Below are 19,596 nucleotides of genomic sequence, written 5' to 3'. Positions count from 1 at the left end.
GACTGGCCGGCACACCGGTGCAGGTGACGGGCACGGTGCTGACGACGCGCCGGGTCGACGCCTACCATGCGCTGACGGTGGTGGCGCCCGGCATCGCCGAGCGTTACCGCCCCGGCCACTTCGTCTCCGTGGCGGTCGGCGGGCCGTACTCGTCGATGGTGACGCGCCGCGCGCTGTCCATCCACGACGTGAAGTCCGACTACGGCGGCACGGTGGAGCTGGTCTTCACCGTGCGCGGCTCGGGCACGGCGTGGCTGGCCGAGCGGCGCGCCCGTGACACGCTCGACCTGGTGGGGCCGCTCGGGCGGCCCTTCCCGCTGCCGCGCGACCCGGTTCACTGCGTGCTGGTCGGCTCCGAGTACGGCTCCGCCGTGCTGTTCCCGCTGGCCGACGCGCTGCTGGAGCGGGGCTGCCGGGTGGACTTCGTGCTCGGCGGCGCCGGGGCCGAGCGCGTCTTCGGCGCGATGCGGGCCCGCAGGATGGCCGAGACGACCACGCTGACCACCGAGGACGGCTCGCTGGGGCTGCGCGGCAAGGTCACCGACGCGCTGCCCTCGGTGATCGCCGACACGCGGGCCGACGTCGTCTACGCCTGCGCGCCCATGGAGACGCTGCGGGCGGTGACGGCGGTGGCGATGGAGTTCGACATCCCCGTGCAGGTGGCGGTCGAGGAGGCGATGGCCTGCGGGATCGGGGTGTGCATGACGTGCGTGCTGCCCGTCATCGGTGACGACGGGGCGACCAGGATGGTCAGGGCGTGCGCGGAGGGGCCGGTGTTCCGGGGGGAGCGGGTGCGTTTCGAGGACGTGGGAACGATCCCGTTCGACGCGCTCGGCGCCCCCGGAGGCGGTGCTCGACATGTCAGTTGATATGCGGACATTTCTGGCGCACGTGGAGCTGGCCAACCCGATCACCACCGCCGCCGGCTGCGCCTCCTCGGGCCGGGAGCTGGCCCAGTTCTTCGACCTGCACCGGCTCGGCGCGCTGACCACCCGCTCGATCACCATGGCCCCGCGCGCCGGCCGGCCCACGCCGCGCATGGCCGAGACGCCCTCCGGCATGCTCAACGCCGTCGGCCTCCAGGGGCCCGGCATCGACGCGTTCCTGGAGCGCGAGCTGCCCTGGCTGGCCCAGCGGGGCATCAAGACCATCGTCTCGATCGGCGGCGGCACCGTCGCCGAGTACTCCGAGCTGGCCCGCAGGCTCGCCGACGCGCCCGGGGTGACCGCGCTGGAGGTCAACCTCTCCTGCCCCAACATGGAGGACAGGGGGCGCGTCTTCGCCCGCGAGGGCAGCGCAGCCGCCGAGGTGATCGCCTCCGTGCGCTCCATCATGCGCTACGACGTGCCCGTCGTCGCCAAGCTCGCGCCCGACGTGGCCGACATCGTCTCCGTCGCCCGCGCCTGCGTGGACGCCGGGGCCGACGCGCTTTCCATGATCAACAATCCGCTGGGCATGGCCATCGACACCGAGGCGCTGCGGCCCTCGCTCGCCGCCGTCACCGGCGGGCTGTCGGGTCCTGCCATCCTGCCGCTGGCCGTCCGGTGCGTCTGGCAGGTGCACGCCGCCCTGCCCGGGGTGCCGCTGATCGGCGTCGGCGGCGTCATGACCGGCAAGGACGCCTTCCAGCTCGTCCTGGCGGGCGCCTGCGTGGTCGCAGTGGGCACGGCGCTGTTCCACGACCCGTACGCCTGCCTGCGCATCGAACGCGAGCTTGAGGAGCTCCTGAGGGCCCGCGGCTTCCAGCGGCTGGCCGACGCCGTCGGCCTGGCGCACCGCCCGCCGGGGAGCGCGCCCCGGCACCTGCTAGTCGATACCGAGGAGAGCACGCCTTGACTCCCGAACCTCTGGAGAGCACGTCTTGACCCCCGCACCCATCGCCGTCGCTCTCGACGCTCCCGACCTGGAGACCGCCGCCCGATGGGCCGCCCTGGTCACGCCCCATGTCAGCACGGTCAAGGTGGGCCTGGAGCTCTACCTGCGCTACGGGCCCGACGTGATCGCCTCCGTGCGGGGGGCCAGCGGCGTGCGCGTGTTCCTCGACCTCAAGCTGCACGACATCCCCAACACCGTCGCCGGCGCCGCGCGGGCCGTGGCGCGGCTGCGTCCCTCGATCCTGACCGTGCACGCCGCCGGCGGGCCCGCCATGATCAAGGCGGCGGTGGAGTCCGCGCCGCACACCCAGATCGCCGCCGTCACCATCCTGACCTCGCTCACCGAGAGCGACCTGGAGCGCATCGGGGTCGCAGGGCCCGCCGACGACGCCGTACGCCGCCTGGCAGCGCTGTCGGTCGAGGCGGGCGCCACCGCGCTGGTGTGCTCGCCCAACGAGGTCTCGGCGGTGCGGGCCGAGGTGGGCGGTGAGATCACGCTCATCACGCCGGGCGTGCGGCCCACCGGGGCCGCCACCCAGGACCAGAAGCGGGTCGCGACGCCTGAGCAGGCGCTGGCGGACGGCGCCGACCTGCTGGTGATCGGCCGGCCCATCACGGGGTCGCCCGATCCTGGAGCGGCGGCGGCCGCCATCGCCGCCTCGCTCCGCCGCGCCTCCTGACGCCCGCGCGCCTGGCTTGCGGCTTTCGACGCGCGTACGGTTCCTGGCCGAGCGTACGGATCCCGCGTGTGCGTACGTTCACGCGCATGCGGGAGGCACGCGTACGGCAAGATCGTCGCCAGCACGCCCGCCGGGCCCCGCTCACAAGATCATAAGGCATCCGTGCACCCGCCCGCACAAGATCGCTGCCCGGGTTTCGGCCCTGGTGCGGGCGGGGTTTCGGACATCGGCGTCAGGCGGGACGACCCACGTCCTTGCGTTTCGCGACACCGGCGCGAGCCGACGCGCGAAGGCGGAAGTGAGGGCGATTTGATCAGCACAATGTGATTTTACGATCACGCAGAGTGATGAAGTGGATTTTGTGGCGAGAGAAACCGCTCTTGACGTTGCTTAGGGGGCGATGACCAGCTAGTTTCCCTTCCCGTCCGAGTACATCGACAGAAATTCGAGGTGACCCGGCGTGGCTCTTCCTCCCCTGACCCCTGAGCAGCGCGCCGCAGCTTTGGAAAAGGCTGCCAAGGCCCGTAAAGAGCGTGCCGAGGTCAAGAACCGGCTCAAGCATGGCGCGGTTTCTCTGGCTGAGGTGCTCAAGGATGGGCAGACCGACGACGTCATCGGCAAGATGAAGGTGTCGGCATTGTTGGAATCGCTCCCCGGCGTGGGCAAGGTCCGCGCCAAGCAGCTCATGGAGCGGCTCGCCATCGCCGAGTCCCGCCGCGTGCGGGGTCTCGGCGCGAACCAGAGGGCCTCCCTCGAGCGCGAGTTCGGTGGCAACGAGAGCTAGTCTCTGTTCCACACGAAAGCGCAGGTTCAACGGGGGGTAGGAAGTGACCGACAGGTCCTGGTCCGGCGATGTCAGTGCCTACGAGGCGGTCGGACCGGAAGTGGAAGTCGACTTCCCGCCCCTGAGCGAACGGCGGCTGACGGTCCTGTCCGGGCCGTCGGGCGTCGGCAAGTCCACGGTCGTCGCCGAGCTCCGGCGGGCACACCCAGAGGTGTGGCTGTCGGTCTCGGTGACCACCAGGAGGCCCCGGCCCGGCGAGGTCAACGGGGTCCACTACTTCTTCGTCGACGGCGAGGAGTTCGACCGGCTCGTGGAGTCGGAAGAGCTGCTGGAGTGGGCGGAGTTCGCGGGCAACCGCTACGGCACGCCGCGCGAGCCGGTGCTGAAGAAGCTCGCCGACGGCGTACCCACGCTGCTCGAGATCGACCTGGAGGGCGCCAGGCAGGTGCGCGGCAGCATGCCGGAGGCGCTGCTGGTGTTCCTGGCCCCGCCCACCTGGGAGGAGCTGGAGAAGCGGCTGCGCGGACGCGGCACCGAGCCTGAGGACGTCATCGCGCGCCGGCTGGAGGCCGGGCGGGTCGAGATGGCCGCCGAGTCGGAATTCGACCTGACACTGGTGAACACGAGTGTCCAAGACGTGTGCCACCGGCTGATAGCCTTGATGACTGACCCTCAGGGGGTCACGACAACCACCAACCGAGAGGTCTGACATCGTGGCAGGCACCACCCCGGCCGCGGAGGGCATCACCAACCCGCCGATCGACGCGCTGCTCGACATCGTCGACAGCAAGTACTCCCTGGTGATCATGGGCGCCAAGCGTGCTCGCCAGATCAACGCCTACTACTCCCAGCTCGGCGAGGGCCTGCTGGAGTACGTCGGCCCGCTGGTCGAGACGCACGCCCAGGAGAAGCCGCTGTCCATCGCGCTGCGCGAGGTCTCCGAGGGCCTGCTCAACGCCGAGCCCATCGAAGGCGCGGCCTGACCTCTTCGATGCGGGTCGTCCTGGGCGTCAGCGGCGGCATCGCCGCGTACAAGGCGTGTGAGCTGCTGCGGTTGTTCACCGAGTCGGGGCACGAGGTGCGGGTCGTGCCGACCCGCGAGGCCCTGAAGTTCGTGGGCGCGCCCACCTGGGCCGCCCTCTCGGGCAACCCCGTGTCCCCCGACGTGTGGGACGACGTGCACGAGGTGCCGCACGTGCGCATCGGCAAGCGCGCCGACCTCGTCGTGGTGGCTCCGGCGACCGCCGACGTGCTGGCCAAGGCCGCGCACGGGCTGGCGGGCGACCTGCTCACCAACACGCTGCTCACGGCGACGTGCCCGGTGGTCTTCGCGCCCGCGATGCACACCGAGATGTGGCAGCACCCCGCCACGCGGGCCAACGTCGCGACGCTGCGCGAGCGGGGCGCCGTCGTGATCGACCCGGCCGTCGGCCGGCTCACCGGCGCCGACACCGGTCCAGGGCGGCTGCCCGACCCCGCCGAGATCTTCCAGACCTGCCTGCGCGTGCTCCGCGGCAGGCCCCGCGACCTGGCCGGGCGCAAGGTCGTCGTCTCCGCCGGCGGCACCCGCGAGGCCATCGACCCGGTGCGCTTCATCGGCAACCGCTCCTCGGGGCTGCAGGGTTACGCCCTGGCCCGCACGGCCGCCGCCCGCGGCGCCGAGGTCACGCTCGTGGCGGCCAACGTCACGCTTCCCGACCCCGCGGGTGCGAAGGTGGTGCGGGTGGAGTCCACGGCCGAGCTGCGTGACGCCGTGCTGGCCGCCTCCGCCGACGCCGACGTGGTCGTCATGGCCGCCGCGGTGGCCGACTTCCGTCCCGCGACCCGGGCCGACGTCAAGATCAAGAAGACGGACGGCGAGCCCGAGGCCATCCACCTCGTCAAGAACCCCGACATCCTCGCCGAGCTGGGCGAGCGCCGTCGCGTGGAGCCCGGGCCCCGGGTGATCGTGGGCTTCGCGGCCGAGACGCACGACGTGCTGGCCAACGGGCAGGCCAAGCTCGCCCGCAAGGGCTGCGACCTGCTGGTCGTCAACCAGGTGGGCGAGGGGCTGGCGTTCGGCACGCCTGACAACGCGGCCACCGTGCTGGTGGCGGGCGGCGATCCGGTCGAGGTGCCGTTCGGGCCCAAGGAAGACCTGGCCGACGCCGTGTGGGACCTGGTGGGTGAGCGCCTCTCCTGAAGGGGCGGAAAATCGTACAAAGCGTACAGATCCGGTTACTCGATCACCTGTTGCAACATTCCTCCTTGCCTGCGGATACTTGGGGCGAAGGGGGATGGAATGCCGGTGGGTTCTGCTGTCAGGGAACGTTGTAGAACATTGCTCGGCGATCAAGGGGAGATCCACTACGTCTTTCCCGCGTTCTCCGAGGGGCCCGCGGGGACGGGCAACTTCTTGATCGTGGTGACCGACACGGCCATATCCGTTCTGGCCACGAGAACGCTCAGGACCGACAGACCGGTGTCGGTGTTCGCCGAGTTCCCGCGCCGCACCAGGATCGGGCCCATCATGCCTGGATGCGTTGTCGAGCTCGGCTCGATCGTGTTCGAGTTCGATGAGGAGTACGCCGCTGTGGTCTCGGCCGCGGACGCCGAGATCTTCAACCCGGAGATCTTGCCGGCCGATCCACTCCCCGAGCTCTGATGGGAGACATATGGTGGACACTTTCGCGACCTGGCGCCAGGTAGGGCTAGACTTCCCCGAGGCCCAGCCGCGCCCCAGGGTGCCGGGCATCACATCCGTCAGCAGCCGCTGCATGAGGAGCCACTGAGTTGTCACGTCGCCTGTTCACATCCGAGTCGGTCACCGAGGGCCACCCGGACAAGATCGCCGACCAGATCAGTGACGCGATTCTCGACACCATGCTCAAGGACGACCCCAAGAGCCGGGTCGCCGTCGAGACGCTGATCACTACCGGCCAGGTTCACGTCGCAGGCGAGGTCACGACCGAGACCTACGTCGACATCCCCGGCGTCATCCGCGAGAAGATCCTGGAGATCGGCTACGACGCCTCCCACAAGGGCTTCGACGGCGCCTCCTGCGGCGTGTCGGTGTCCATCGGCGCGCAGTCGCCCGACATCGCCCAGGGCGTCGACGACGCCTACGAGCACCGCGTCGACGGTGACGGCGACGAGCTCGACCGCCAGGGCGCCGGCGACCAGGGCCTCATGTTCGGCTACGCCTGCCGCGAGACCCCCGAGCTGATGCCGCTGCCGATCACGCTCGCCCACCGGCTGGCCCAGCGCCTGTCCGAGGTGCGCAAGAGCGGCACCGTGCCCTACCTGCGCCCCGACGGCAAGACCCAGGTCACCATCGAGTACGACGGCGACACGCCCGTCCGCCTCGACACCGTCGTCGTCTCCACCCAGCACGCCGCGGAGATCGACCTCAAGGAGATGCTGACCCCCGACATCAAGGAGCACGTGGTCGACCCCGTGCTCCAGGACATCGGCATCGACATCGAGGGCTACCGCCTGCTGGTCAACCCGACCGGCCGCTTCGAGATCGGCGGCCCCATGGGCGACGCCGGCCTCACCGGGCGCAAGATCATCATCGACACCTACGGCGGCATGGCCCGCCACGGTGGCGGCGCCTTCTCCGGCAAGGACCCGTCCAAGGTCGACCGCTCCGCCGCCTACGCCATGCGCTGGGTCGCCAAGAACGTCGTCGCCGCCGGCCTCGCCGACCGGTGCGAGGTGCAGGTCGCGTACGCCATCGGCAAGGCGCAGCCCGTCGGCCTGTTCGTCGAGTGCTTCGGCACCGAGAAGGTGGCCGTGGAGAAGATCCAGGAGGCCGTGCTCCAGGTGTTCGACCTGCGGCCCGCCGCGATCATCCGCGACCTCGACCTGCTGCGGCCGATCTACTCGGAGACCGCGGCCTATGGGCACTTCGGGCGGGAGGGCTTCTCCTGGGAGTCCACCGACCGCGCCGAGGCTCTGCGGACCGCCGCGGGGTTGTGACGGCTGTCACTCGCTGACCGGTGCCGCTGCCCTTCCGAGGGGCGGCACCGGTTTTTCTTGTGCTCCCTTGTTCGTCCGGGGGGCTGTTTACGGGTGTGCCTGAAGGGTGTTTCCGGGCCACCTGCGTACGACTTTCAGCGTGCGCACTATTCGGCACACGAGCGGTTGCCCAGCGGGAGGTGAGCGGTTGCCCAGCGGGGCCGAACGGCTCCCTGCCGGCACACGGGGCGGTTGCTTCAGCGGGGCGCGAGCGGTTCCCCATCGGCGCGCTACGCGATCGCCCAGCGGGCGCGAGCGTCTGCCTGCCGGGCGGTTGTCGAGGGCGGCGGTGGGTTCGCCGTCACGGCCGCTCGCGGGGCACGTCGTGGGCGTGGATGCGGGCGGAGGTCTGGTAGACCTTTTGCGTGACCCCTTCCTCCGACGACGCCCTCCTGCCGCTCGAAGCCGTGCGGCCCGCGCAGTCGTCGAAGGACACCAAGGGCGCGCCCGTCCCCGCCCCCGACAAGCCCGTGGCCAGGGTCGTCGTCGACAGCCCGCTGCCCCACCTCGACCGGCCCTTCGACTACCTCATCCCCGAGCCCCTGCACGCCGTCGCCGAGCCGGGGGTGCGGGTGCGGGTCCGGTTCGCGGGCAAGCTCGTGGACGGGTTCCTGCTGGAGCGGGTGGGGGAGAGCGAGCACGAGGGCAAGCTGACGCCGCTCGAACGGGTGGTGTCGCCCGAACGGGTGCTCACCCCCGAGATCGCGGGGCTGGCCAGGGCGGTGGCCGACCGGTACGCGGGGACGCTGACCGACGTACTGCGACTCGCCATCCCACCCCGCCACGCCAAGGCCGAGTCCGAGAGCCCACCCACCCCACCCACCAGCCCGCCGCCCGCGTACGTGCCACCTGTGCCACCGGCGAGCACGTCGCCCGCCGCACCCGGGTCACCCACGCCCGCCTCCGCGCCGCCCACGTCAGCCGCGCCGCCGCCCATCCCGCCTGACCGCACGGCAGCGGCACCGGCGAGCACGTCGCCCGCCGCACCCGCCGCGCCCGCCGCGCCCGCCGCGCCCGCCGCGCCTGCCGCGCCCGCTGCGTCCGCGCCGCATGCGAGCACGCCCCCCGCGTCCACGCCCACGGGGCCCTTGCCGCCTGCCCGCACGCCGCCGACCTCCACAGCCGCGCCTGCGCCCACGCCCACCGCCGCGCCGGCCACGTCCACGCCTACGCCGCCTGAGCGCCCGGCTGTGCCACCGGCGAGCACGTCGCCCGCCGCACCCGGGTCGCCTGCGCCTGCGCCCGTTGCGCCTAGCGCGTCTGCGTTCACCGCGCCCGCGTCCACCGTGCCCACCGCGCACACGACGGCCCGGCAGGCAGCCTCGGGTGCGGCGGCCCGGAGCGCTGCGAGCGTCACGCCCCCCGGCGCCACAGCGCCCGGCGCCACAGCGCCCGGCACCACAGCGCCCGGCACCACAGCGCCCGGCACCCCAACCCCCGGTGCCGCGGTCCAGTTCGTGAGTGCCTGGGATGCGTACCCCACCGGCCCGTCCTTCCTGGACGCGCTGCGTAACGGCCGCACCCCCCGGGCCGTCTGGTCGGCGCTTCCAGGCGCGAGGGGCTGGGCGGGCGCGATCGCCGAGGCCGTGCGGGCCACGCTGGACGGCGGGAGGGGTGCGGTCGTCGTGGTGCCCGACGGGAAGGATGTGGCGCTGGCCGACGCCGAGTTCGCCCGCCTGCTGGGGCCGGGCAGGCATGTGGCGCTGACCGCCGACCTGGGCCCTGCGGAACGGTACAGGCGGTGGCTGAAGGTCCTGAGAGGCCATGTGAAGGCCGTGGTCGGCACGAGGGCCGCCATGTTCGCCCCCGTCGCCGAGCTGGGCCTGGTGGCCATCTGGGACGACGGCGACGACCTGCACGCCGAACGCCTGGCCCCCTACCCGCACGCCCGCGAGGTGCTGGGCCTGCGCGCACACCGGACCGGCGCCGGCATGCTCATCGGCGGTTACGCCCGTACGGCCGAGGCCACGCAGCTCGTGGCGAGTGGGTGGGCGCGGCCGATCGTGGCGGCGCGTACGACGATCAGGAGCCTGGCCCCCCGGGTGCGTCCGGCGGGGGAGGACGCCGAGCTGGCCAAGGACCAGGCCGCCCGCCAGGCCCGCCTGCCCAGCATCGCCTGGCGCGCCCTGCGGGTCGGCCTGGACAGCGGCCCCGTGCTGGTGCAGGTGCCCAGGCGCGGCTACCTGCCCGCGCTGGCGTGCCAGCACTGCCGCATGCCGGCCCGCTGCGTCCTGCCGCCCACCCGCACCGCCTTGGGGGAGCCGTCCCAGACGGCGGTGCCGCAAGCAGGACGGGGGCCGTCCCAGACGGTGATGCCGCAAGCAGGACGGGGGCCGTCCCAGACGGTGGTGCCGCTGGGACCGTCACAGACGCTGGGACCATCACAGACGCTAGGGCCGTCACAGACGCTTGGACCGTCACAGACGCCAGGATCGTCACAGACGCTGGGCGAGCAGGGGGGGCCGTTGTGTCATGGCCCGCTGGCGCTGAGGGGCGGCCATACGGCCCCGTACTGCCGCTGGTGCGGCCGGGTGGACGCCGCCTGGCGCTGCCCGTCCTGCGGCAGCCCCCGCTTGCGCGCCGTGGTGACCGGCGCCAGGCGGACGGCGGAGGAGCTCGGCAGGGCGTTCCCGTCGGTGCCGGTGCGGACGTCGGGCCGCGACGGCGTCCTGGCCTCGGTGCCCGCCACCCGCGCGCTGGTGGTCGCGACGCCGGGCGCAGAGCCGGTGGCGGAGGGCGGTTACGCGGCGGCGGTGCTGCTGGACGGGTGGGCGCTGCTCGGGCGGGCCGATCTGCGGGCGGCGGAGGAGACGGTGCGCCGGTGGATGAACGCCGCCGCGCTGCTGCGTCCCGCCGCCGAGCTGGTGGTGCTCGGGGACGCGGCGCTGCCGTCCGTACAGGCGCTGCTGCGGTGGGATCCGATCACTCACGCCGAGCGTGAGCTCGGCGACCGGGCCGAGCTGGGGTTCCCGCCGGCGGTGCGGATGGCGACGCTGACCGGCGCGGCGAGCGCGGTCAGGCAGATGCTCGAAGAGGTACGCCTTCCGCCGGACGCTCAGGTGCTCGGCCCCGTGCCGGTGGACGAGTCCGGTCAGGAACGCGCCATGATCCGGGTTCGCCGGGCAGGTGGGGCGGCCTTGGCGGCTGCGCTGAAGGGGGCCAGTGGGGTGCGTGCGGCCAGAAAGACGCCGGATGTCGTGAGGGTGAGTGTCGACCCTCTCGACCTTATTTAGACCATTTCCCCGATTCGCTCATCCGTGGGTCACCCGTTAGCGTGCCCCTGTGTCGATCGAATGGGTGAACCAGGCCATCGACGACCTGCGCGCTTGGGGGCGCGCGCGGGAAGTCGAGGTGGACGCGGACGAGGTCCGCCTGCTCTGCGACTACGCCAGCGACTACCTCAACGTCAACGAACTGGGTGATTTCACCCCCGAGACCTTCGACGAGCTGCTGCTGTCCATCTATCCGCGCAAGGTCATCGCCCCTCCGGAGAGCGCGCCGGAGACCGTCGCCGCCGCCCGCACCCTCGTCGACTACCTCGCCGAGGCGGCCCAGGTGAGCGGCGAGACGGCCACGCGGATGCGCGAGCGGCTCGACCACATCGCCACCCGCATGCCCGACGCGCTCGCCGACCCGGCGAACTTCGGCATGGCCAAGAGCCTGTTCAGCTCCATCGGCCCCGACTCACTCGAGCAGTCGGTCGCCATCCCCTCGGGCGAGCTGCCCGACCTGGGGGAGGCGCCCTGCGACTGCCCCGGCTGCACGCCGCTGCCCGCCGTCCGGCTGGCCGCGCCCGAGGAGCTGCGCGCCGCGCTCCAGGGCGTCCCGATGCTGGCGGAGGAGCCGCTGCCCGCCGGCGGCGACCCGCTGACCGCGTGGGCGCAGCGCGTCTCCCACCTGCTGGAGCAGGACACGGGCGGCGCCGTCACCGGCTCGGCCGAGCTCGACGAGGGCCTCTACGACCTGTTCGACATGATCTACCGGCTCCAGGTGCGGGTGCCCGTCACGGTGATCGGCGACTACCTCGACGAGCTGTCCGGCGAGGGCGAGGCCGACCTGGCCGCCGTGCTGAGCCGGCTGGAGCGTACGGGCATGCTGCGCGTCGCCGGCGACTGCGCGGAGCTGACGCCCCTCGCGGTCTGGGCGCTGCGCGAGCACTACCTCTCCCTCGGCATCGACGCGCCTGAGGCGCCCGACCTGGCCGAGGCCGACGCGCTCGGGCTCATCGAGGGGTTGCTCGAAGGCGTGCCCACCGAGATCGCCGAGGACGACATCAGCCGCTGGCTGTCCGGCAGGGTGCCCGCGGAGGCCGCCGCCGAGCTGCTGGCCGCCGCCTCGGGCGCGCCCGCGGTGGCCCGCGGCATCGCCATCACCATCGTCGACCGCCTCGGCGCCGAGGCCGAGCCCGCCGTCCGCGACCACCTGGACGACCAGGAGCTGCGCCCGCACGCCATCCACTGGCTGGCCGCCAGGAAGCTGCCCGCGCCGCCGCTCACCCAGGACGAGCTGCTCTGGGTCAGCGTCGACATGCTGGCCCTGGCCATGCCCGCCGCCGAGGAGGACCCGGAGATCTTCGCCGAGAACATGGCCGCCTCCGGCCCGCCCGCCCACCTCATCGAGGAGATGTGGCGCGTCGACCACCCCGACGTCGTCGAGGTCCTGGAGCTGCTCGGACGGTCCATCACCGACGGTACGGTGGCCAAGGCGGCACGCAAGGCCGCGTTCAAAGCCCGCTCCCGCGGCATCCGTTGAGTACGCTCATGTGACCGCTGTGCAGTAAGTTTCGTGGGTGGCAAACAACGTCTTCGACCTCTCCGAGCTGCGTAAGCTGATCGATGAGCAGGCCGCCGTGCCTCCACGGCCCCCTGAGGAGACTCACGTGGAGCATGAGGCGCTGACGTTCCCTCCGGTCCTGCTGGCGCCCGACGCCGAGCTGGCCAGGGCGGTGCCCACGGTGCCGCTGGTGGCCGACGCCATCCGGCTCACCACGTGGACGGGCGAGCGCCAGGTCACGCCCTCCGGCCACCTGACCGAGCCCGACGCCGAGACCGCCGCGCGGGAGCTCGGCCTGCCGGCCGCCCGCCTGCGCCTGATCTGGGTCGTCGCGGTCAACACCGGCCTGCTGCAGATCCTCGGCGGCAAGGCCTCGCGCGGGCCGCTGTCGATGCAGCTCACGGTCGAGGCCACGCTGGAGTTCTGGGACGGCGTGGTCATGGACGTCCTCGACCGCGCCGACGAGGGCCTGACCGGCTCGGCCGTGGTCGACGGGCACCTCGCCGAGATGCTGGCCACCATCTACTCCGTGCGGTCGGGGGTGGCCACCGCCAACCTCGCCCGCGGAATCCTGCAGTCCCACGAGGTCGCCTGCGCGCCCGGCGCGGCCGAGATGCGCAAGATCGCCGCCGCGCTGCCCGCGGAGCTGCTGGAGGCCCTGTCGCTGCTGGCGTACTGCGGGCTGGTCGAGCAGACCGCCGCGGGCCGCACCGCGCTCACCCCGCTCGGCGTGTGGGCCATCCGCCGCGATCTGCTGCGCGAGGGCCACGACGCGCCGACCGCCGCCGAGGTGGAGGTGTTCGCCGACCTGTCGGCGGCCGAGCTGGTCGACGCGCTGGTCAAGGGCAGCGCCACGCAGAGCGCGGTGGCCGGGTGGCTGGAGCGCCGCTCGCCCGAGTCGGCCGCCCGCGACCTGATCGAGATCGCCGCCTCCGGCACGGCCGGGCAGCGCGGCGCCGTCGGCGCGATCCTGGAGGAGCTGGGGCCGGAGGCCGAGGCCCCGGTCAGGCAGGCGCTGGAGCATCCGCTGATGCGCCGCTACGCCGCGTCCTGGCTGCACATCCGCGACCTCGCGGCCCCCACGCTCAGCCCCGAGGACCACACCTGGCTCGCGGTCGACTCGCTGGCGGCCCTCATGCACCTGTCGGGCCCCGCCGCCGGCCGCATCGACCCGCCCGAGCCCGGCGAGGACCTGATCAAGCTCGTCGGCGAGATGCCCGCGGTCGGCCACCCCGACACGATCGCCGTCCTCGACATGCTCGCCGGCGCCCACGACGACAAGGCCGTGGTCAAGGCGGCACGCAAGGCCGCGATGAAGGCCCGTTCGCTGGAGCACGCGCGCCGCAGCGGCTAGCAGACCGACTGACCGGGCCACCTGGCTGGGCCACCTGGCTGGGCCCGCACCTGCACTAAACTGGGCTGATCCACGCTTGAGAACGGAGTCACCCCCTTGGCGATCCAGTCGATCCGGCTGTTCGGAGATCCGGTGCTGCGCACCGCGGCGGCCCCCGTCGTCGACTTCGACAAGGAGCTGCGCAAGCTGGTCAAGGACCTCACGGACACGATGATGGACGCCCCCGGTGCCGGCCTGGCGGCCCCGCAGATCGGCGTCGGGCTGCGGGTGTTCACCTACTACGTCGACGACCGGCTCGGCCACCTGGTCAACCCCGACCTCGACCTGTCCGGCGACCTCGACGAGGAGGGCGAGGAGGGCTGCCTGTCCTTCCCCGGCCTGTCGTTCCCGACGCCGCGCGCCATCCGCGCCGTCGCCAAGGGCTTCGACATGCACGGCGAGCCGGTCACGCTGGAGGGCACCGACCTCATGGCCAGGTGCTTCCAGCACGAGACCGACCACCTCGACGGCATCCTGTTCATCGACCGGATGGACCCCAAGCAGCGCAAGCTGGCCATGAAGGCCGTGCGCGAGGCGGAGTGGAGCGGCCTGTCCGCCCCGGTCATCAAGGTCTCGCCGCACGCCACCGGCGGAAGGGCGCTCTGACAGCATGCGTCTGGTCTTCGCGGGCACGCCCGAGACGGCACTCCCGTCACTGCGCACCCTGATCGACTCGCCCCGGCACGAGGTCGTCGCGGTCGTCACCCGCCCCGACGCCCAGTCGGGCCGCGGCCGCAAGGTCCACCCCTCGCCGGTGGCCGAGCTCGCGGAGGAGGCCGGCATCGAGGTGCTGCGCCCGCCGAAGGCCGGCGACCCCGCCTTCCTCGACCGGCTCAGGGAGCTGGAGCCCGACTGCTGCCCCGTGGTCGCCTACGGCGCCCTGCTGCCGCAGTCGGCGCTCGACGTGCCCCGGCACGGCTGGATCAACCTGCACTTCTCGATCCTGCCCGCCTGGCGCGGCGCGGCGCCCGTCCAGCACGCGGTCCTGCACGGCGACGAGATCACCGGCGCGACCACGTTCCAGATCGTCAAGGAGCTCGACGCCGGCCCCGTCTACGGCGTCGTCACCGAGGAGGTCCGCGACTCCGACACCAGCGGGGCGCTGCTGGAGCGGCTGTCGGTCTCCGGCGCGGGCCTGCTCGCCGCCACCCTCGACGGCGTCGAGGACGGCACCCTGGAGGCCCGCCCGCAGCCCGCCGACGGCGTCACGATCGCCCCCAAGATCTCCGTCACCGACGCCCGCGTCGACTGGACCAAGCCCGCCATGCGCGTCGACCGGCTGATCAGGGCCTGCACGCCCAACCCGGGCGCGTGGAGCGAGTTCCGCGGGCAGCGCGTCAAGCTGGGGCCCGTGCGGGTGGTGCCAGGCGAACGGCTGGCGGCCGGCGAGATCGTCGCGTCCAAGACGTCCGTGCTGGTCGGGACGGCCAGCGACGCCGTCGAGCTGGGCGAGGTGCAGCCGCAGGGCAAGCGGCTGATGGGGGCCGTCGAATGGGCCCGCGGGGTCCGCCCGGAGAGCAAGGAGCTCTTCGGGTGACCGGGCGTGCCGCGAGTGAGAGTTGAGCGGATGAAGACCAGGGGGCAGCAGGGGTCCGGCGGCAGGGGCGGCGACGACCGCTCGGGCAGGCCCCGCAGACCGTCGCGCGACCCGGCCCGCAACGCCGCCTACGACGTGGTGCGCGCGGTTGACGAGCGCGACGCGTACGCCAACCTGCTGCTGCCGCGCCTGCTGCGCGAGCGCGGCATCAAGGGGCGCGACGCCGCGCTGGCCACCGAGCTGGCGTACGGGACGCTGCGCGGGCTCGGCACCTACGACGCCATCATCGAGATGTGCAGCGACCGCGCGCCCGACCCCGACGTGCGCGACGCGCTGCGGCTCGGCGCCCACCAGCTCCTGCGCATGCGCGTCCCGCCGCACGCCGCCGTCGGCACCACCGTCGATCTGGTACGGCTGCGCATCGGCCAGGGGGCCGCCAAGTTCGTCAACGCGGTGCTGCGCAAGATCGGCTCCAGGACGCTGGAGGAGTGGGTGCCCATCGTGGCGCCCGACCCCGCCGACGACCCCGTCGGGCACCTCGCGGTCGCCTACGGGCATCCGCGCTGGATCGTCTCCGCGTTCCGCGACGCGCTGGGCTCGTCCGACGAGATGGCCGAGCTGCTCGACGCCGACAACGCCCGGCCGCTGGTGACGCTCGTCTCGCGGCCTGGGCGCAGCTCGGTGGAGGAGCTGCTGGACGCCGGCGCCCTTCCTGGGCGGTACTCGCCGTACGCCGCCTATCTGCGCGAAGGGGATCCCGGGCAGATCGAGGCCGTCGCCGAGACCCGGGCGGCGGTGCAGGACGAGGCCAGCCAGTTGGTTGCGCTGGCGCTCACCCGGGTGCCGGTCGGTGGCGACGGTGATGAGCTGTGGCTCGACATGTGCGCGGGGCCTGGCGGAAAGGCCGGGCTGCTGGACGCGATCGCCGACCACGGGGATCTGGCCGGATTGCGGAGCGAGGCCGACCGGCGCGCGGCCGGCGACGACGCCTCACGACCGGGCACGTCCGACGGCGGCACCCGCTCGGACACACCGGGCAGCGGCGCGGGCTCGCCCGCGGCGGGCGGCGGCATGCGCTCGGACGTTCCCGGGGCTTTCCCCGGTGGGGCGCGGGTGCTCGCCGCCGACGTGCAGTACCACCGGGCGCGGCTGGTCTGGCAGACCACCAGGAGCGCGTCCGTCGTCACCGCCGACGGCACCGAGCCCGCGTGGCGGCCGGGCGTCTTCGACCGGGTGATGCTCGACGCCCCCTGCACCGGTCTCGGCGCCCTGCGGCGGCGGCCGGAGGCGCGCTGGCGGCGCGACCCGGCGGGCATCGCCGACCTCGGCAAGCTGCAGCGGCGGCTGCTGGAGACGGCGCTCGACGCCGTGCGCCCCGGCGGCGTCGTGGCGTACGTGACGTGCTCGCCTCACCTGGCCGAGACCCGGGTCGTGGTGGGCGACGTGCTGGCCCGCAGGAAGGACGCCGAGCAGCTCGACGCCCGCGCCTACCTGCCCGAGGTCGAGGCGCTGGGCGACGGGCCGCACGCCCAGTTCTGGCCGCACCGGCACGGCACCGACGCGATGTTCCTGGCGCTGCTGCGCAGGACCTCCTGACGCCGTCCCCGGCCGTGTGATGGATCTCCTGGACGACCTTCACCTGGCGGAGCTGGCACCCATCGTGTGGCTCCAGAGCTGGCCCGACGCCGTCCGGCCGGTGATGGAGCTGGTGTCGGTGCTCGGCACGGACACGTTCTTCCTGCTCTGCCTGCCGCTGCTCTACTGGTGCGTCAACCCGGGGCTCGCGCTGCGGCTGGGGCTCGCCGTCCTGACGGCGGCCGCCTCCAACGCGGTGCTCAAGCTCGCCGCCCACCAGCCCAGGCCGTACTGGATCGACGCCAGGATCCACCCGTACTCCATCGAGCAGACCTTCGGGCTGCCCTCAGGACACGCCCAGATCGGCACCGTGGGGCTGGGCTGGATCGCCGCGACGGTGGCCAGGCCGTGGGCGTGGTGGGGGGCCGCGGTGGTCGTCGGGCTGGTGTGCCTGAGCAGGGTGTACCTCGGGGTGCACTTCATCTCGGACGTGGTCGTCGGCGTGCTGCTCGGCATCGTGGTGCTGCTGCTCGTCCGGCGGCTGGAGCGGCCGGTCACGGTGTGGTGGCGCGGGCAGGCGCTGTGGGTGCAGCTCGCCGCGTCCGCTGTGCTGTCCGTCGCGCTGCTGGGGTGCGCGGCGCTCGCCAACGTGCCGTACGGCGGGTGGGTGGTGCCGCCGGGGTGGAGCTCGGCGGGGGCCATCGATCCCGAGGGGCTGGAGACCGTCGTCACCATGGCGGGGGTGCTGCTGGGGACGCTCGCCGGGGCGTCCCTGATGTACCGGCTGGGGTGGTTCGACGCGGGCGGCACGCTGCGGGCGCGGGCCGGGCGGTGGGTGATCGGGACCGTTGTGGCGGTGCTCATCTGGTACGTCGAGCGTGAGGTGCTGCCGGAGGGCGTTGTGGGGACGTATGTGGCTTATGCGGTGCTGACGTTGTGGGTGCAGGTGGGGGCGCCGCTGCTGTTCATCAGGCTCGGGCTGATGGCCGGGGGCCGCGAACGCGGAGGCGTCCGGCAGGGCGGGGCGGCGTGAGTCACTAGACTAGGGGGATCATGGCCGTACAGATCTCGCCCAGCATCCTCGCCGCCGACTTCGCCAGGCTCGCCGACGAGGCCGCCGCCGTGCCCAACGCCGACTGGCTGCACGTCGACGTCATGGACTACCACTTCGTGCCCAACCTGACCCTCGGGCTGCCCGTGGTCGAGGCGCTGCACAAGGCGACCGACACGCCGCTCGACTGCCACCTCATGATCGCCGACCCCGACCGCTGGGCGCCGCAGTACGCGGAGGCGGGGGCGGGCAGCGTGACCATCCACGCCGAGGCGGCCAAGGCGCCCATCCGCACGCTGCGCGAGATCCGCTCGCTCGGCGCCAGGGCGGGGCTCGCGCTCAACCCGGCCACCGCCGTCGACCCGTACGAGGATCTGCTCGGCGAGGTCGACATGCTGCTGCTGATGACCGTGGAGCCGGGGTTCGGGGGGCAGAAGTTCCTCGACGTGGTGCTGCCCAAGGTGCGGCGGGCCCGAGAGCTGATCGGGCGGCACGGGGGGCGGGTCTGGCTGCAGGTCGATGGGGGAGTGGACGCCGGCACCATCGAGCGGTGCGCGGAGGCGGGGGCCGACGTGTTCGTGGCGGGCAGTGCCGTCTACGGGGCGTCCGACCCGGTGGCGGCGATCGACGAACTACGCGCCGCCGCCAACCGCGCCGTCTCCTGATCGCGCCCTCCGCTGATCGCGCCGTCTCCTGATCGCGCCGTCCCCCGAGTCAGCCGTCTCGTCCCCGCGCCGGTCCTGGGTGTGCCGTTTCCCGGCATGGCCGTCCGTTGACATGAAGGTCGCCCTACCTGGGTAACTATCCACTTATGAGCGACCATGGGATCTTCGGGCCCCGCTCGGTGACGTGGCGGGTGATGGGTGAGCCGATCCTGCTCGTGGGCGGTTTCCGCGCGTTGCTGATGCAGGGGCTGCACCCGAGGGCGATGCGCGGCGTGCTGCAGAACTCGGCGCTGATGGATCCGCAGGAGGCCTGGTCCCGGTTCGTACGGACCACCGAGTTCGTCCGCGTCCGCACCTATGGCACCCATGCCGAGGTCGAGCGCGCCGGACGCCGCGTCCGTAAGATCCACGCCAAGCTGACCGCGCACGACCCCGACACCGGGGCCACCTTCCGCCTCGACGATCCTGAAGCGCTGCGCTGGGTGCACGTGGGCGAGGTCGACTCGTACCTGTCGGTCGCCCGCCGCGCCGGGGTGCGGCTGTCGGACGCGGAGGCCGACTCGTTCGTGGCCGAGTGGCGGCGGGCCGCCGAGGTCGTCGGGCTGGCGCGGGAGGACGTGCCCGGCTCGGTGGCGGAGTTGCACGACTACATCGAGGCCGAACGCCCAGGGCTGCGCTTCGTGCCCGAGGCCGCCCATCCGCTGCGCCTGTCGCTGAACGCCCCGCTGCCGCGCCTGCTCACCCCGCTCAAGCCGGCGATGCCCGCGCTGACGCTGCTGGCGTTCGCGACGCTCCCGCGCTGGGCCAGGCGGTTGTACGGGCTGCCCGCCACCCCGGTCGAGGACCTGTGGGCCACCGCCACCCTGCGCACCCTGCACACGGGGCTCGGGCTGGTGCCTGGGCACGTGCGGTACAGCCCGGCGGCGCGCCGCGCGCATCGGCTGATGGCCGCCTGAAGCAATCGCTTGGTTGTTTTTCGGGGGGTGGTCGCATGCTCGGGTATCGGCATGGCAAACTGGTAGGAGAAGAGAGCTAGCGTGCTCCGGGGTCGGTGAAATTCCGAACCGGCGGTGACAGTCCGCGACCCGGCCGATGCCATCGGCCGGTTGACTCGGTGAAATTCCGGGACCGACGGTTAAAGTCCGGATGGGAGGAAGCGCGCGAGGTTGTCCGGCGTCCCAGCCGGGCGGCCTGCCATGAGGGCACCTGTCGCACTCATGGCGAAATATCCCCCGGGGCCCGCCGTGGCTTGAAGCTACTGGCGA

The 19,596-nt window shown here is 72.8% G+C and carries 18 protein-coding genes and 1 riboswitch; all 18 genes read left to right on the top strand.

Features of this window, described 5'->3' with window-relative positions:
• Window positions 1-17: 17 nt before the first annotated feature.
• Window positions 18-869, top strand: a complete 852-nt coding sequence (locus ABD331_RS13210; RefSeq protein ID WP_344474137.1) for a dihydroorotate dehydrogenase electron transfer subunit — start codon at window positions 18-20, stop codon at window positions 867-869.
• Window positions 859-1,836, top strand: coding sequence for a dihydroorotate dehydrogenase (locus ABD331_RS13205; RefSeq protein WP_344474136.1), 978 nt, complete (start codon window positions 859-861; stop codon window positions 1,834-1,836). Before ABD331_RS13210 ends, ABD331_RS13205 begins: the two co-directional genes overlap by 11 nt.
• A 25-nt stretch (window positions 1,837-1,861) precedes the next feature.
• Window positions 1,862-2,554: an orotidine-5'-phosphate decarboxylase gene (gene pyrF, locus ABD331_RS13200; protein ID WP_344474134.1), complete on the top strand. Its 693-nt coding sequence runs from the start codon at window positions 1,862-1,864 to the stop codon at window positions 2,552-2,554.
• Between the two features lie 460 nt (window positions 2,555-3,014).
• Complete coding sequence (mihF, locus tag ABD331_RS13195) at window positions 3,015-3,338, top strand: integration host factor, actinobacterial type (RefSeq protein ID WP_020541698.1); 324 nt, start codon at window positions 3,015-3,017, stop codon at window positions 3,336-3,338.
• A 100-nt stretch (window positions 3,339-3,438) separates the two neighbouring features.
• Entirely contained in the window at window positions 3,439-4,047 is a 609-nt protein-coding gene (gene gmk / locus ABD331_RS13190) for a guanylate kinase (protein ID WP_344474131.1), read from the top strand.
• Between the two features lie 4 nt (window positions 4,048-4,051).
• Window positions 4,052-4,321, top strand: coding sequence for a DNA-directed RNA polymerase subunit omega (rpoZ, locus tag ABD331_RS13185; RefSeq protein ID WP_080041099.1), 270 nt, complete (start codon window positions 4,052-4,054; stop codon window positions 4,319-4,321).
• An 8-nt stretch (window positions 4,322-4,329) separates the two neighbouring features.
• Window positions 4,330-5,520 (top strand): bifunctional phosphopantothenoylcysteine decarboxylase/phosphopantothenate--cysteine ligase CoaBC, encoded by a 1,191-nt coding sequence (gene coaBC / locus ABD331_RS13180; RefSeq protein ID WP_344474127.1) that lies wholly within the window; start codon window positions 4,330-4,332, stop codon window positions 5,518-5,520.
• A 99-nt stretch (window positions 5,521-5,619) separates the two neighbouring features.
• Window positions 5,620-5,982 carry a hypothetical protein gene (locus ABD331_RS13175; protein ID WP_344474125.1) on the top strand — a complete coding sequence of 121 codons (363 nt, stop codon included), beginning with the start codon at window positions 5,620-5,622 and terminating at the stop codon, window positions 5,980-5,982.
• A gap of 128 nt (window positions 5,983-6,110) precedes the next feature.
• A complete protein-coding gene (gene metK / locus ABD331_RS13170; RefSeq protein WP_344474123.1) occupies window positions 6,111-7,298 on the top strand; it encodes a methionine adenosyltransferase in 1,188 nt (395 codons plus the stop codon).
• Window positions 7,299-7,702: 404 nt separating this feature from the next.
• Window positions 7,703-10,570: a primosomal protein N' family DNA-binding protein gene (locus ABD331_RS13165; protein WP_425565991.1), complete on the top strand. Its 2,868-nt coding sequence runs from the start codon at window positions 7,703-7,705 to the stop codon at window positions 10,568-10,570.
• Window positions 10,571-10,619: 49 nt separating this feature from the next.
• Window positions 10,620-12,089, top strand: coding sequence for a hypothetical protein (locus ABD331_RS13160; protein WP_344474121.1), 1,470 nt, complete (start codon window positions 10,620-10,622; stop codon window positions 12,087-12,089).
• Window positions 12,090-12,126: 37 nt separating this feature from the next.
• Entirely contained in the window at window positions 12,127-13,464 is a 1,338-nt protein-coding gene (locus ABD331_RS13155) for a hypothetical protein (protein WP_344474119.1), read from the top strand.
• 96 nt (window positions 13,465-13,560) lie between these two features.
• The gene (gene def, locus ABD331_RS13150) at window positions 13,561-14,109 is read left to right on the top strand and encodes a peptide deformylase (protein ID WP_344474117.1); all 549 of its coding nucleotides are present in this window, start codon (window positions 13,561-13,563) and stop codon (window positions 14,107-14,109) included.
• A gap of 4 nt (window positions 14,110-14,113) precedes the next feature.
• On the top strand, window positions 14,114-15,040 hold the full coding sequence (fmt, locus tag ABD331_RS13145; RefSeq protein ID WP_344474115.1) for a methionyl-tRNA formyltransferase: 927 nt from the start codon (window positions 14,114-14,116) through the stop codon (window positions 15,038-15,040).
• Window positions 15,041-15,070: 30 nt separating this feature from the next.
• Window positions 15,071-16,636, top strand: coding sequence for an RsmB/NOP family class I SAM-dependent RNA methyltransferase (locus ABD331_RS13140; protein WP_344474113.1), 1,566 nt, complete (start codon window positions 15,071-15,073; stop codon window positions 16,634-16,636).
• Between the two features lie 19 nt (window positions 16,637-16,655).
• Window positions 16,656-17,648 carry a phosphatase PAP2 family protein gene (locus tag ABD331_RS13135; RefSeq protein WP_344474111.1) on the top strand — a complete coding sequence of 331 codons (993 nt, stop codon included), beginning with the start codon at window positions 16,656-16,658 and terminating at the stop codon, window positions 17,646-17,648.
• 20 nt (window positions 17,649-17,668) lie between these two features.
• Window positions 17,669-18,331, top strand: a complete 663-nt coding sequence (gene rpe, locus ABD331_RS13130; protein ID WP_344474109.1) for a ribulose-phosphate 3-epimerase — start codon at window positions 17,669-17,671, stop codon at window positions 18,329-18,331.
• A gap of 146 nt (window positions 18,332-18,477) precedes the next feature.
• Window positions 18,478-19,287: an oxygenase MpaB family protein gene (locus tag ABD331_RS13125; protein WP_344474107.1), complete on the top strand. Its 810-nt coding sequence runs from the start codon at window positions 18,478-18,480 to the stop codon at window positions 19,285-19,287.
• A 77-nt stretch (window positions 19,288-19,364) separates the two neighbouring features.
• Window positions 19,365-19,495, top strand: a riboswitch (FMN riboswitch).
• Window positions 19,496-19,596: the final 101 nt, after the last annotated feature.

Origin of the sequence: Nonomuraea monospora, assembly GCF_039531895.1 — a bacterium.
GTDB lineage: Bacteria > Actinomycetota > Actinomycetes > Streptosporangiales > Streptosporangiaceae > Nonomuraea > Nonomuraea monospora.
This window is presented reverse-complemented; position numbering and strand designations above follow the sequence as displayed.